At 73.1% G+C, this 13643-nt stretch carries 12 protein-coding genes; 6 read left to right on the top strand and 6 right to left on the bottom strand.

The genetic code is table 11. The features are described from left to right. Positions 1–29 precede the first annotated feature (29 nt). The 3 genes from FHU30_RS00440 to lpdA all read right to left on the bottom strand — a co-directional run bounded on the left by FHU30_RS00440 (position 30) and on the right by lpdA (position 3417). Complete coding sequence (locus tag FHU30_RS00440; protein ID WP_253869968.1) at positions 30–830, bottom strand: tyrosine-protein phosphatase; 801 nt, start codon at positions 828–830, stop codon at positions 30–32. A gap of 43 nt (positions 831–873) precedes the next feature. Beyond that, positions 874–1722 carry a dimethylargininase gene (gene ddaH, locus FHU30_RS00435; RefSeq protein WP_253871828.1) on the bottom strand — a complete coding sequence of 283 codons (849 nt, stop codon included), beginning with the start codon at positions 1720–1722 and terminating at the stop codon, positions 874–876. Positions 1723–2013: 291 nt separating this feature from the next. After that, positions 2014–3417: a dihydrolipoyl dehydrogenase gene (gene lpdA, locus FHU30_RS00430; protein WP_253869965.1), complete on the bottom strand. Its 1404-nt coding sequence runs from the start codon at positions 3415–3417 to the stop codon at positions 2014–2016. Positions 3418–3651: 234 nt separating this feature from the next. Here lpdA and FHU30_RS00425 point away from each other — a divergent pair, with 234 nt between their 5' ends. The 4 genes from FHU30_RS00425 (at position 3652) to FHU30_RS00410 (ending at position 8345) form a co-directional block, all read left to right on the top strand. Then, positions 3652–4059, top strand: a complete 408-nt coding sequence (locus FHU30_RS00425) for a hypothetical protein (protein WP_253869962.1) — start codon at positions 3652–3654, stop codon at positions 4057–4059. Between the two features lie 346 nt (positions 4060–4405). Then, positions 4406–5803 (top strand): family 2B encapsulin nanocompartment shell protein, encoded by a 1398-nt coding sequence (locus FHU30_RS00420; RefSeq protein ID WP_253869959.1) that lies wholly within the window; start codon positions 4406–4408, stop codon positions 5801–5803. Continuing rightward, positions 5800–7185 carry a family 2B encapsulin nanocompartment shell protein gene (locus tag FHU30_RS00415; RefSeq protein WP_253869956.1) on the top strand — a complete coding sequence of 462 codons (1386 nt, stop codon included), beginning with the start codon at positions 5800–5802 and terminating at the stop codon, positions 7183–7185. The genes FHU30_RS00420 and FHU30_RS00415 overlap by 4 nt, the downstream gene beginning before the upstream one ends. A 35-nt stretch (positions 7186–7220) precedes the next feature. After that, positions 7221–8345, top strand: coding sequence for a family 2 encapsulin nanocompartment cargo protein polyprenyl transferase (locus FHU30_RS00410; RefSeq protein ID WP_253869953.1), 1125 nt, complete (start codon positions 7221–7223; stop codon positions 8343–8345). A gap of 269 nt (positions 8346–8614) precedes the next feature. Here FHU30_RS00410 and FHU30_RS00405 read toward each other — a convergent pair whose 3' ends face one another. Then, positions 8615–9403, bottom strand: coding sequence for a DUF6597 domain-containing transcriptional factor (locus FHU30_RS00405; protein WP_253869950.1), 789 nt, complete (start codon positions 9401–9403; stop codon positions 8615–8617). Positions 9404–9468: 65 nt separating this feature from the next. Between FHU30_RS00405 and FHU30_RS00400 the strand changes: the two genes are divergently transcribed. Further along, positions 9469–10047, top strand: a complete 579-nt coding sequence (locus FHU30_RS00400) for a TIGR03086 family metal-binding protein (RefSeq protein WP_253869948.1) — start codon at positions 9469–9471, stop codon at positions 10045–10047. A 168-nt stretch (positions 10048–10215) separates the two neighbouring features. Next, a complete protein-coding gene (locus tag FHU30_RS00395) occupies positions 10216–10446 on the top strand; it encodes a hypothetical protein (RefSeq protein WP_253869945.1) in 231 nt (76 codons plus the stop codon). 16 nt (positions 10447–10462) lie between these two features. Here the strand turns inward: FHU30_RS00395 and FHU30_RS00390 are convergent, their stop codons facing one another. Continuing rightward, on the bottom strand, positions 10463–12946 hold the full coding sequence (locus FHU30_RS00390; RefSeq protein ID WP_253869942.1) for an ABC transporter permease: 2484 nt from the start codon (positions 12944–12946) through the stop codon (positions 10463–10465). Further along, the gene (locus tag FHU30_RS00385) at positions 12943–13608 is read right to left on the bottom strand and encodes an ABC transporter ATP-binding protein (protein WP_253869939.1); all 666 of its coding nucleotides are present in this window, start codon (positions 13606–13608) and stop codon (positions 12943–12945) included. The genes FHU30_RS00390 and FHU30_RS00385 overlap by 4 nt, the downstream gene beginning before the upstream one ends. Positions 13609–13643 lie beyond the last annotated feature (35 nt).

Below are 13643 nucleotides of genomic sequence, written 5' to 3'. Positions count from 1 at the left end.
CAGACCGTTATCGGCCCGGGGGCCGGAAATCAGGTCAGATTCGAGCGGAGGGCGGTAAGGGTCGGGTCGTCCAGGCCGAGGCCGTCGCGCAGGAACGCCTCGAACGAGCCGAACAGATCGTCGGCCTCGTTGAACGCGGACTCCAGGTAGGCGGGCTGCTGCTCCAGCAGTGGGCGGAGCAGCTCCGGCTCGCGCATCTGGCCGAGCTCCGCGATCGCCGACAGGATCTTGTCGTTGGCGTTCCGCAGGTAGTGGTTGGAGCGCAGGTAGTCATCCATGATCGTGGCGCGTTCCACGCCGACCGCGGCCAGCAGGATCGCGGCGAGCCAGCCGGTCCGGTCCTTGCCCGCGGTGCAGTGGAACACCAGCGGGACCGCCTCCGCGTCCGCCACCAGCCGGACGGCCTGCGCGAACCGGCCGCGCTCGGTCTCGTCCCGGACGAACGTCCGGTTGATGTCGATCATGAGCTGTTCGAGGCGGCCGCCGCCGAACGCGGCGCGCTGCCGCTCGGGGTCGCCGCTGCCGATCACGTCGTAGAAGACGCCCAGGTTGCCGCCGCCGACCGGCAGGTGGACGGTCCGGACCCCGTCCGGCAGCCGGTCGGCGCCGTTGGTGTCCACTTCCATCGGGGTCCGGAAGTCGATCGACGTCCGGACCCCGAACTCCGCCAGCCGCCGCACGTCGGCGTCGCTCAGCCGGTTCAGCGCGTCCGCGCGCAGCACCCGGCCGCGCGCCGTCGCGCCGCCCCCGGGCAGCCGGTGGCCGCCCAGGTCGCGCACGTTGTCGGCGCCGTCGAACGGCAGGTGGCCATGGGCGTCCTCGTGAAGCATGCCCCCATCGTCCCGGATGTCCGGAACCCCCGGCGAACCGGGGTCAGGCGCCGCGCAGCTCCAGCGTGCAGCACTTCGGCCCGCCGCCCGCCTTGCGCAGCTCGGTCAGGTCCACCGGGACGGGGTTGTAGCCGTGCTCGGCCAGCGTCTCGGCCAGCCCGGTCGCCTCGGCGTTGATCACCACGTTCCGGCCGTCGCTCACCGCGTTCAGGCCGAGCACCGCCGCGTCCGCCTCGGTCGCGAGCACCGCGTCCGGGAACAGCCGCTCCAGCACCGCGCGGCTGCCGGGCGAGAACGCCCCCGGGAAGTACGCGACGTTCTCGCCGTCCAGCGGGAACAGGGCGGTGTCCAGGTGGTAGAAGCGCGGGTCCACCAGGCGCAGCGTCACCACCGGGCGGCCCAGGAACTCCTGCGCCTCCTGGTGCGCGGCGATGTCGGTCCGGAAGCCCGTCCCGGCGAGGATCAGCCGGTCCAGCGTGAGGAAGTCGCCCTCGCCCTCGTTGGTGTGCTCGGGGTCGAGCACCTCGGGGAAGCCGTTCGCGCGCAGCCACGCGCTGTAGGCCGGGCCCTCGGCGGCCCGCTCGGCGAAGGTGAACCGCGCGCCGTAGGCCCGCCCGCCCACGACCAGCGCGCCGTTGGCGGCGAACACCATGTCCGGCAGCCCGGCGATCGGGTCGATGAGGCTCACCTCGTGGCCCAGCGCCAGGTAGGCCTGCCGCAGCGCCTCCCATTGCGCCACGGCCTTCTCCGCGCTCGCCCCCGCAGCCGGGTCCATCCACGGGTTGATCGCATAGGTGACCGCGAAGTGCTCCGGACGGCACATCAGGTAGTGCCGCCGGAGCGCCGTCCGCTCCGGGGTCACCGGTGCGGCGGACGGCTGGGTCGGCTCCATAGCCGGGGTGACGGTCATGACGCGCGCTCCTGCTCAAGTCCACGGGCCATCAGGTGATCGCAAGCCTAGGAACGCGGAGCCCGCAGCCCAAGCCCACGAAATTGCGCTGACCAGGAGTTTCATTGCGTTTCCAGCCCCCAACCCGGCGATTCGTTGCGCCCTCCCGCCAAGGTCGGCACAGGTACGGAAGCGAACACGCAGAGTGACGACGGGAGGGAGGGGGCCGGAAACGCACGCGGCCGTCCCCGGGGTGCGGGGACGGCCGGTGTGAGCGCCGTGGCGGGCCGGCCGCTAGAGGTTGATCATGTGGCCGGCGAGGCCGTGCACGGCCTCCTTGACGGCCTCGCCCAGGGTCGGGTGGGCGTGGATGTTGCGCGCGACCTCGTGGACGGTGAGGTCCCACTGCTGGGCGAGGGTCAGCTCGGGCAGCAGCTCGGTGACCTCGGGGCCGATCAGGTGGCCGCCGAGCAGCTCGCCGTACTTGGCGTCCGAGATGAGCTTGACGAAGCCGTCGCCCTCGCCCATGCCGAGCGCCTTGCCGTTGGCGCTGTAGGGGAACTTGGCGACCTTGACGTCGTAGCCGAGGTCGCGGGCCTGCTGCTCGGTGTAGCCGAAGGAGGCGACCTGCGGCTGGCAGTAGGTGGCGCGCGGGACCATGACGAAGTCGATCTCCATGGTCTCGGCGCCCGCGATGGTCTCGGCGGCGACGATGCCCATGGCCTCGGCGGCGTGCGCGAGCATCAGCTTCGCGGTGACGTCGCCGATCGCGAAGATGTGCGGGACGGACGTGCGGCTGCGGCCGTCCACCTCGATCGCGCCGCGCTCGGTGAGCGCCACGCCGGTCTTGTCCAGGCCGTAGCCCTCGACGTTCGGGGCGAAGCCGATGGCCTGCAGGACCTTGTCGGCCTCCAGCACCTGCTGCGCGCCGTCCTTGCCCGTGACGGTGACCTTGACCTTGTCGCCGGAGTCGTCGATGCCGTCGACCCGGGTGGAGGTGAGGACCTGGATGCCGAGCTTCTTGTAGCGCTTGGCCAGCTCCTTGGAGATGTCGGCGTCCTCGTTCGGGACCATCCGGTCGAGGAACTCGACGATCGTGACCTTGACGCCGTAGTTGTGCAGCACGTAGCCGAACTCGACGCCGATGGCGCCGGCGCCCGCGATGACGATGCTCTCGGGCAGCTCGGCGGAGAGGATCTGCTCCTCGTAGGTGACCACGCGCTCGGACAGCTGCGTGCCCGGCAGCAGGCGGGTGTGCGCGCCCGCCGCGATGATGCAGTGGTCGAACGAGACCGTCTCGGACGAGCCGTCCTTCTTCGCGACCTGCAGGGTGTGCGGGTCGGTGAAGGTGCCGCGGCCCTCATAGGAGGTGATCTTGTTCTTCTTCATCAGGAACTGGACGCCCTTGACGAGCTTCTCCGAGACCTGACGGCTGCGCTGGTAGGCCACCCCGTAGTCGAACGACACCGGGCCCTCGGCCTTGATCCCGTACTTCTCCTGCTCGGTGGTGAAGATGTGGGCCAGCTCGGCGTTGCGCAGCAGCGCCTTGGAGGGGATGCAGCCGATGTTGAGGCAGACACCGCCCCAGAACCGCTCCTCGATGATGGCCGTCTTCAGCCCCAGCTGGGCCGCCCGGATCGCGGCGACATAGCCGCCCGGGCCCGAGCCCAGGACCACGACGTCAAAGTGTTCGCTCATTCCTATGACGATATTGCGAGCGCGGCAGTGCTCGCATCTTCCGCGGGCTCTCCGGAGAGGCGTTCGTCACACAGTGTCAAGCGGGACGCGGGTCCCGGCCGGGTGGGCGGGACGCCGGTCCCGGGACTCGCGGGCGGGCCGCCGGTCTCGGGGCGGAGCGGCGAGTCGCCGGTCTCGGGACGGTAACGTTCAAGGGAGCCCCGTCCCCGCCTTCCCCTCGGAGGAGTAGTCCAGTTGCGGATTCCCAAGCCTGTCAACGCGGCCCTCGACTGGGCGGAGCAGCACTTCGGCGCGCTGGCGACCGCGGTGGCGCTGGTCGCGGCCGCCGCGGCGGCGCTGCTGCTGCCGCGTTCGGTGGGCCTGCCGCTGGCGGGGTTCGTGCTGGGCATGGCGGTCGGCGGGTTCGTGGTGTACACGCGGATGGCCAAGCGGCTCGCCCGCGCCCGCAAGGAGAACGACGACCTGCTGCGGGAGAACGGCTTGCTCCGGCACCGCAACACGGTGCTGACGAGCGGCGTGATCACCCGCGAGTCGCAGGCGACCCAGGCGCTGCTGATGATCCCGGACGAGGACGAGGTGCTGAGCGTCGACCACGACCCGCAGCGCACCGACAAGCTCCCCGAACTTCCTGACGATCTGTAAGCCAAACCTGTCCCTCCCGTGAGGGTTCGTACGCCCCGCTCCCGCCCGCGCCGGAACGACCCCCTGTGATCGTTTCCGCGCGGGCGCCCGCCTTTCCGGACGGATGCGCTGGTGCTTTGGCATCCGCTTTGCCGGGCGGCCCCGGGGCGGCCGGGCAAGGGTCACCTTGGGGCATTCGTTTGTGTGACGGAAGGTGAGAAAACACTTCCGTTGTGTCAGCATGATTACGCTGGGTAATGTCACAGCTGCACGCGGTCCAACGACCGGCAAAACCTCGGTCAAGGTGGCCGCGCGCCAGTCCGCGCCCCTCGGCAGCCGACCACGAACCGGAACGGTGGTGTCCAGCGTGACCGAACAGCAGACCGACCAACAGCAACAGCAGAGTCTGGGTACGGCGGCGGCGCGCAACCTCGCGACGACGACCAAGTCCGTCCCGCAGATGCAGGGGATCTCCTCGCGCTGGCTGCTCAAGCTGCTCCCGTGGGTGCAGTGCTCGGGCGGCGCGTACCGGGTCAACCGGCGGCTCGCCTACACGGTCGGGGACGGCCGGATCGAGTTCGTGCAGACGGGGGCCGACGTCCGGCCCATCCCGCTCGAACTCGGCGAGCTCCCGGTGCTGCGCGGCTACGAGGACGAGGAGGTCCTCGGCGACCTCGCGGGCCGGTTCGAGCAGCACGAGTACGAGCCCGGCGAGGTCGTGGCCGCCGAGGGCCGCCCCGCCGACACCGTCGTGCTGATCGCGCACGGCAAGCTCGCCAAGGTCGGCCGCGGCGAGTACGGCGGGGAGGCCGTACAGGGCGTCCTGGCCGACGGCGACTTCTTCGGGCACGACGCGCTGCACGCGGACGCGCACGACTGGCCCTACACCGTCCGGGCGGTGACCGCCGCGACGGTGCTGACCTTGAGCGTGGCGCGGTTCCAGGAGCTTGCCGACCGCTCGGACGAGCTGCGCGCGCACGTCGCGGCGTTCCGCGACGCGCCGCCCAAGGCCGCCAGCGAGGAGGGCGAGGCCGAGATCGCGATGGTCGCCGGGCACGAGGGCGAGCCGGCCCTGCCCGGCACGTTCGTCGACTACGAGCCCGAGCCGCGCGAGTACGAGCTGAGCGTCGCGCAGACCGTCCTGCGGGTGCACACCCGGGTCGCCGACCTGTTCAACGACCCGATGGACCAGGTGCAGCAGCAGTTGCGGCTGACCACCGAGGCGCTGCGCGAGCGGCAGGAGCACGAGCTGGTCAACAACCGCGACTTCGGCCTGCTGGCCAACGCCGACCTCCGGCAGCGCGTGCACACCCGCAGCGGCCCGCCCACCCCGGACGACATGGACGAGCTGCTCACCCTGGTCTGGAAGGAGCCGGCGTTCTTCCTCGCGCACCCGCGCGCGATCGCCGCGTTCGGCCGCGAGTGCAGCCGGCAGGGCGTCTACCCCGAGCCGGTCGAGGTGCAGGGCCACCACATCCCGGCCTGGCGCGGCGTGCCGATCTTCCCGTGCAACAAGATCCCGGTCAGCGAGACCCGGACCAGCTCGATCATGCTGATGCGGACCGGCGAGGAGGCGCAGGGCGTGATCGGCCTGCACCGCACCGGCCTCAAGGACGAGGTCCAGCCCGGCCTGGTCGCGCGGTTCATGAACATCGACGAGAAGGCGATCATGTCCTACCTCGTCTCCGCCTACTACTCCGCCGCCGTGCTGGTGCCGGACGCGCTCGCCGTGCTGGAGAGCGTGGAGATCGGGGTGGCCCAGTGACCACCGCGTCCAACGGGGAGCACCAGCTGAGCCTGTCGACCAGGGCCGCGCGGAACCTGGCGACGACGACCAAGTCCGTCCCGATGATGCAGGGCATCACGCCGCGCTACCTGCTGCGGCTGCTGCCCTGGGTGGAGGTCAAGGGCGGCACCTACCGGGTGAACCGCCGCCTCGCGCACACCGTCGGCGACGGGGTCGTGGAGTTCGTCAACACCGGCGCCGACATCGCCGTGATCCCGGCCGAGCTCGGCGAGCTGCCGCAGCTGGCGGGCGTCTCCGACGAGGCGCTGCTGGCGGATGCGGCGGGCCGGTTCGAGCAGCGCGAGTACGCGCCCGGCGAGGTGATCGTCGAGCCCGGCGGGCCGGTCGACCGGGTCGTCCTGCTCGCGCACGGCAAGGTGGAGAAGGTCGGCCGCGGCGAGTACGGCGCGGACATCGTGCTGGACGTCCTCGCCGACGGCCGGTACTTCGGCGACGCCGCGCTGCTGCCGGCGCCCGGCACCTGGGAGCACGCCTACCGCGCGGTCACCCCGACGACCGTGCTGGTGCTGCCGAACGAGCAGATCGGCGAGCTGCTGGGCCGCTACCCGGAGCTGCGCGAGCACATCGCGTCGGTCGCGGACGCGCCCGCGCCCGCGACCAACGCCAAGGGCGAGGCCGAGATCGCGCTCGCGTCCGGGCACGAGGGCGAGGTCGCCCTGGCCGGCACGTTCGCCGACTACGACCCGTCCCCGCGCGAGTACCAGCTGAGCGTCGCGCAGACGCTGCTGCGCGTGCACACCCGCGTCACCGACCTGTACAGCCACCCGATGGACCAGCTGGAGCAGCAGCTCCGGCTGACCGCCGAGGCGCTGCGCGAGAAGCAGGAGGACGAGCTGGTCAACAACCGCGACTTCGGGCTGCTCAACAACGCCGACCTGAAGCAGCGGATCCAGTCCCGCTCCGGCCCGCCCACCCCCGAGGCGATGGACGACCTGCTCAGCCGCCGCCGGGGCACCAAGTTCTACCTCGCGCACCCGCGCACGATCGCCGCGTTCGGGCGCGAGTGCACGCGGCAGGGCGTCTACCCCGGCGTGGTCGAGCGGTTCGGCCGCCGGGTGACCGCCTGGCGCGGCGTCCCGATCTTCCCCTGCGACAAGATCCGGGTCACCGACCGCGGCACCAGCTCGGTGCTGGCGATGCGGATCGGCGAGGACGACCAGGGCGTCATCGGGCTGCACCGCACCGGCATCCCGGACGAGATCCAGCCCAGCATGTCGGCGCGCTTCACCGGGATCGACGAGCGCGCCGTCTCGTCCTACCTCGTGTCCGCCTACTTCTCCGCCGCCGTCCTGGTCCCGGACGCGCTCGGAGTGCTGGAGAACGTCGAAGTCAGCAGATGACCCCCGTTCCTCGCATCCACACCAGGGAGGCCGCCGTGCCCCGCCGACGCCCCGCGCCGACCCGCGCCGCAGCGACCATGCAGGCCGCCGCGAAACCGAGTTCCGCCCAGCCGCCCGCCCCGCGGCGGGCGCGCGGGCCCGGGGGCGGCCGCGCGGCGGCACCGCCCGCGGGGGCCGAGACGCTCTCGTGGGCGCGGGACCTGATCGAGCCCGAGCTGCGCGCCGCCGTCGCGGCCATGCCGGACTCGATGGCCCGCATCTCGGCCTACCACTTCGGATGGGAGGACGCCCGGGGCCGTCCGGCCCGCGCCGACGGCGGCAAGGTGCTGCGCCCGGCGCTGGTCCTGCTGTGCGCGGAGGCGGTGGGCGGCACGGCGCGCGCCGCGCTGCCCGCCGCCGTCGCGGTCGAGCTCGTGCACAACTTCTCGCTGCTGCACGACGACGTGATGGACGGCGACCTCACCCGGCGGCACCGGCCGACCGCGTGGAACGTGTTCGGCGCGGGCGCGGCGATCCTCGCCGGGGACGCGCTGCTCGCCCGCGCGCAGGAGCTGCTCGCCGCGTCCCCGGACGCGGTCCGGGTGCTGTCCCGGGCGGTGCTGGACCTGGTCGAGGGCCAGGCCAGCGACGTGGCGTTCGAGCGCCGCACCGACGTCGGCCTGCCCGAATGCGTCCGGATGGCCGAGCGGAAGACCGGCGCGCTGATCGGGGCGTCCTGCGGGCTCGGCGCGTCCGCCGGCGGCGGCTCGGCGGAGCAGGCGGCGCGGCTCACCGCGTTCGGGCACCGGCTCGGGCTGGCCTTCCAGCTCGTGGACGACCTGCTCGGCATCTGGGGCGACCCGTCCGCCACCGGCAAGGCCGCGCACTCCGACCTGCGCAGCCGCAAGAAGTCCCTGCCGGTCGTCGCGGCCCTCACCTCCGGCACCAAGGCCGCGGACGAGCTGGCCGCCCTGTACTACCAGGACCGTCCGCTCGGCGACGACGAGCGCGCCCGCGCCGCCGCGCTGGTCGAGGCCGCCGGCGGACGCGACTGGGCCCGCCGCCGCGCCGACGAGCTGCTCACCGAGGCGCTCACCGAACTCGACGCCGCCACCCCCACCGACTCCGCCGCCGTCCGCCTCCGAGAACTCGCCGCCCTAGTAACCACCCGAGACCACTGACCCGAGACCACTGACCCGAGACCACTGACCCGAGACCACTGTCCCCCGCGACCGCCGCCCCCCGCGACCTGAACCGGCGCGAACGCGTTACCAAGCGTGCGGGACGAAGCCGAAGGCGAGTCCCGCGCGGTTGATCGCGAAGCGATGCCGCGTTCGCACGAGCTTCCGGGCCGCGCCCCGAGCCGCTAGGCGAGGGGCGCGGAGCCGGAAGCTCAAATAAGCACTGCCGCTAGGCGAGGGGCGCGGCCCGGAAGCTCAATAAGCACGTCTCAATCAGTACTGCGGGCGTAGCGGGCTGGGGGGACACCTACCGTGGCGGTGAAGTCGCGGACGAGGTGGGCCTGGTCGAAGTAGCCGAGGTCGCGGGCGAGCGCGGCCCAGTCGACGGCGTCGCCCGCGTCCGCGCGGGTCGCGGCCTCCTGGAGGCGGGCCCGGCGCATCACCCATTTGGGACTCACGCCGACGTACTCGGCGAACAGCCGCTGGAGCGTGCGGGTGGAGACGTGCAGGGCCTCGGCGGCCTGGTCGACGCGGAACAGGTCCGGGCGCGCGCTGATCCGCTCGACCATCCCCGCGACGTCCTCGGCGACCGGGTCGGGCTCGGGCAGGCGCGCGCGGACGAACTCCTCGGCGAGCCCGGCGAGGTCGGCGGTGTCGCGTTTCGCCATGATCGCCCGTCCGGCCTCCGCGACCTCCGGCCCGAAGACCTCGGCGGCCGGGACGATCCGGTCGGTGAACGCGCTCACCGGGCCGTCCGCGAACGGCCGGAAGGCGCCCGGGTGGAACTTCACGCCGAGCACCTGGCCCTCGCCTTCGAGCCGCCGGACGAACAGGTCGCGCACCACCCCGTAGATCTTCGGCTCCGGCTCCTCGAACACCAGGTGGACGCTCGGGTACGACAGGACCTTGCTGTCGTGCGGCGCGTCCACCCGCCACCGCACGTGCCAGTACAGCTCGACGAACCGGGCGGCGTCCGGGGCCGGGTCATGCCGCGCGGTCTCGACGACCTGCACGTGCCGCCCGGGGTACAGGACGCCGCGTGCCACGTTCTCCACCACCTGACCAGCGTATCTGGCGCAAATCTCCAAGAACCGGGAGGTCGCGGGCCCGTAGCCTGGACGGCATGAAGGACCTGCACAGCCACATGAAGGAATGCGCCGCCGAGGCGGCGCGCGTCGCCCGGAACGTCCCGGCGGACCGCTGGGACGACCCGACCACCTGCGCCGACTTCGACCTGCGCACGCTGGTGAACCACTGGGTCCTCTACACCTCGCACGGCCTGGAGCACCGCGCGCGCCGCGAGGCCCTGCCGGACGAGCTGGTGAACCGCGACTTCACCGCCGAGGCGGACTGGGCCGAGTCCTACGCCGCGCAGCTCGACCGGGCGGTGGCCGCCTGGGCCGACCCGGCGGTCTGGGAAGGGGACATCGACCTCGGCGAGATGTCCGTCCCGGCGGCGTCCATCGCGGGCATGGTGATCAAGGAGATGGCCGTGCACGGGTGGGACGTCGCGGCGTCCACCGGCCAGCGGTTCGAGGTCTCCCCGGAGGCCGCCGCGTTCGTGCTCTCGGTGGTGGAGGAGAACGCCGAGATCTACCGCAAGTACGACGGGTTCGCCGACCCGGTCGAGATCGACGCGTCCGCGCCGGTCTTCGACCGCGCCCTCGCGCTGTCCGGCCGCGACCCGGCGTGGAAGCGCTGACGCGCGACCGATCGAGCGGCGGGCCCGTTCCGGATGGCCGGAACGGGCCCGCCGCTTGCGTGCCCGGATGGTTGGCCGGAGCGGATCCGCCGCTCATGTGCGCGGGGTGGTCGGCCGGAACGGGCCCGCCGCTCATGTTCGATCGTATGTTCGACTAGAGTGTTCGGTGTGACGACCGAGCACGTGCCGTTCCTGTGCCCGCGCGGGCACCGCCTGGGGCCCGGCCGCGTGATCGTCGGCTGGTCCCCGTGCGGGTGCCCGCCGGTCCTGGAGCGCGGGCGGGGGCTGCGCGGCCACCGCACCTACCTCTGCCTGACCTGCAAGGACGAGCACGTGACCACCATGTGCTACCTGCCCCACCACATCCCGCCCGCCGACACTCCCTACCGCTGGCCCTGATCCGCCCGCGTCCGGTTCATTCGGTGCGGAGGGCGGTGGAGGTGCGGGTCCTGGCGGCCCAGCCGGCGGGGAGCAGGGCGCCCGCCACCGCGATCAGCACGCCGCCGAGCAGCAGGACGGCCAGCTGCGGCACGTGGTAGACGGCCAGGTCGGCCTCCGGGATGCCGGTCCCGGCGGCCTTGCCCATCAGCGGCAGGACGGCCGCGTGGATCGCGATGCCGAGCGGGATGCCGGCCGCCGCGAAGCACAGCCCGACCAGCCCGACCGTCGTGATGATCATGGAGACGACCTGCCGCGGCGCCATCCCGAGCGCCTTGAGGACGCCGAGGTCGTGCACCCGCTCGCGGGTGTCCAGCACGACCGTGTTGAGCACGCCGAGCCCCGCGACCGCGACGAGCAGCGCGGTGAGCATGCCGGCGAGGCCGTCCATGGCGATGACCGTGGCGCTCAGCTGCCGGTTCGTCCGCTCCGCGGAGGCGCCGATCTTCTGCAGCGCGCCGTCCAGCGCGGTCGCGTAGGCGTGCGCGTCGGTGCCGTCCTTGAGGTCGATCTCGAACTCGGTCATCCCCGGGTCGAGGTTCATCCGGAGCGGTGTGAGGGACGCCGTGTCGGTCAGGACGTCCATGCCGTCCTCGCGCAGCAGCAGGACCTCGCCGACGATCCGGACGCGGGCCGTCCGCCCGGCGTTGGTGAGCGTGAGCGTGTCGCCGACCCGCGCCCCGGCCGCCTTGAGCAGCCCGGACGGCGCGACCGCCTCGCCCTCGCCCTTGAACCAGCGCCCGGAGACCAGCTGGAACGAGCCCCACGACGCGTCCCCGGTGTAGGCGATCAGGGTGGCGGCCCTGGTCAGCCCGGCGACGCCGACCTCGGCGGTGGACATGCCGAAGTACCGCCGGGTTCCCGCCTGCGCCGCGATCGTCCGCGCGACGGCCGCCGGGTCCGCCGCCTGCGGCAGCCGCGGATCACGCCCGCTCCCGCTCCCGCTCCCGCCCGGAGGCTGGGAGCCGTTCGGCAGCGGGTTCGGCCCGCCGTTCTGCGGAGGTGCACCGTTCTGGGGAGGTGCGCCGTTCTGCGGGCCGCTGTTCTGGGGTGGGGGGCCTTGGAACTGGGTGCGTCCGAAGGTGTGCGCGACGACGGTTCCGGGCGTGTCCTTGTTCAGGCCGTCCTGGATGGCGTTGAGCGACAGCGCGAGGCCGGTCCCGAACGCGACGGCCGCCGTGCCGAGCATCAGCGCCAGGCCCATCGCCACTGACCGGGCCGGACGCGCGAACGGAGCGGCGAGACCGAGGCTCAGCGCGCGCGGCAGCGGCAGCCGGCCGAGCAGCCGCCGGACGGCCCGTCCCCGGCCAGGACGCGGCGCACGGCCGATCGCGATCGCCTCCGCCGCGCGCAGCCGTCCGGCGCGGAGCGCGGGCAGCAGCGCGGTGAACGCGACGGCGGCGAGCGCGGCAGCGGCCACCGCGACGTCGATCCACGGCGCGATCGACCGGGACCCGGTCTGGTAGGCCCGGCCCTGCTCGCTCATCGCCGGGACGGCCAGCACGTTCCCGAACACGACGCCCAGGGCCGTCCCGATCGCGGCCGGGATCAGCGCCTTGCCGACGTAACCGGTCACGACCTGCGACGGCGTGAAGCCGAGCGACTTCAGCACGCCGATCCGGTGCGTCGCGGCGGCGACGGCCGCGTTCACCACCACGCCGATCGTCAGCACCGACATCGCGAGCGCCAGCACCCCGAACGCGACGATGAACGGGACGAACGTCGCGGTCTCCCGCTGCGCGGCGTGCCGGATCTCCAGGTAGGAGCCCGCGCCGGTCAGCGAGCCGCGCGGCGCGGCGGCGGCGATCGCGGCGCGGTCGGCCTTGATCTGCGCGCCGGTCGCCGCGTCCTTGAACCGGTAGAGCACCTCGTACTCGGGGTGCGTGGTCAGCGCCGCGGCCTGCGCCGGGACGACCCATGCGTCCGCGCTCCGGCCGATCGAGCGGGCGCGTCCGACCACGCGCAGGGTCGGGCGGCCGGGCGCCTCCGGGAAGGTGACCTTCTCGCCGATCGGGACGGGCGCGCCGTGGTCGCCGTCCAGCACGATCTCGCCCCGGGCGGTCGCCCAGCGGCCTTCGAGGAGGTCCATCGAGTCGACGGTGCCGTGCGGGTCGGCGCGTCCGGCGATGGTCATCGGGGGAGCGGACGGGGTGTCGCCGTCGACCGTGAAGCTCGGGCGCAGCGTCACCACCGCGAACGGGCCACTGGCGGCCGTCACGCCGGGCGCGTGGACGGTGGCGGCGAGCTGCTCCGGCGTCGCGCGGCCCCCGTCGAACCGCGCGGTGAGGTGCGCGCCGTGCTGCCGTCCGAAGGCGTGGTCGAACGGCCCTTGGGACGCCACGACCAGCCCCGCCGCGAGCACCGACGCGGTCACCGCCAGCATCGTCGTCAGCGTCAGCACGAGCGTCTGCACCCGCTTGCGCGCGACGCCCGAGCGGACGATCCGGCCGAGCGCGCTCACCGGGTCACCATCCGGGTGACGCGGCCGTCGGCCAGCTCGATCGTCCGGGTCGCGCACGCCGCGGCGAGCGCGGTGTCGTGCGTGACCAGCAGCATCGTCTGCCCCTCGGCGTTCAGCTCGGCCAGCAGGTCCCGGACGTCCGCGGCGGACGCGGTGTCGAGCGCGCCGGTCGGCTCGTCCGCGAGCAGCAGCGGCGGCCGGTTCATCAGCGCGCGGGCGACCGCGACGCGCTGCCGCTCGCCGCCCGACAGCCGGCCGGGGAACGCCCTCGCGTGCCGGAGCACGCCGAGCTTGCCGAGCAGCTCCTCGGCGCGGTCGCGGGCCGCGCGGCGCGGGGTGCGCGAGAGCTGGGCGGGCAGCAGCACGTTGTCCAGGACGGTCAGGTCGTCCAGCAGGTTGAAGAACTGGAAGACCATCCCGACCCGGGCCCGGCGGTACCTCGCGAGCGCGGTCTCGGACAGGTCGTCCACCCGCGTCCCGGCGACCGTGACCGTGCCGCCGGTCGGCCGGTCCAGGCCCGCGACCAGGTTGAGCAGCGTCGACTTGCCGCTGCCGGACGCGCCGAGCACGGCCAGCGCCTCGCCCGCCGCCACGCTCAGCGTCAGGTCGTCCAGGGCGGGCCTGCCGTCATAGGACTTCGTCACCGCGCGGATCTCGATCACGGCGTTTCTCCTCGTCGTCTGGGGATCGCCCCGAC

The organism is Actinomadura rupiterrae (assembly GCF_024172125.1).
In the GTDB taxonomy this organism is placed as follows: domain Bacteria; phylum Actinomycetota; class Actinomycetes; order Streptosporangiales; family Streptosporangiaceae; genus Spirillospora; species Spirillospora rupiterrae.
Note: the sequence above shows the minus strand (reverse complement) of the source record. Positions and strands in the feature narration are given on the sequence as shown.

Bases quoted from the DNA above. Each gene is read 5' to 3' on its own strand.
- FHU30_RS00440 (WP_253869968.1), bottom strand. From the start codon at position 830: ATGCTTCACGAGGACGCCCATGGCCACCTGCCGTTCGACGGCGCCGAC.
- ddaH (WP_253871828.1), bottom strand. From the start codon at position 1,722: ATGGAGCCGACCCAGCCGTCCGCCGCACCGGTGACCCCGGAGCGGACG.
- lpdA (WP_253869965.1), bottom strand. From the start codon at position 3,417: ATGAGCGAACACTTTGACGTCGTGGTCCTGGGCTCGGGCCCGGGCGGC.
- FHU30_RS00400 (WP_253869948.1), top strand. From the start codon at position 9,469: ATGAAGGACCTGCACAGCCACATGAAGGAATGCGCCGCCGAGGCGGCG.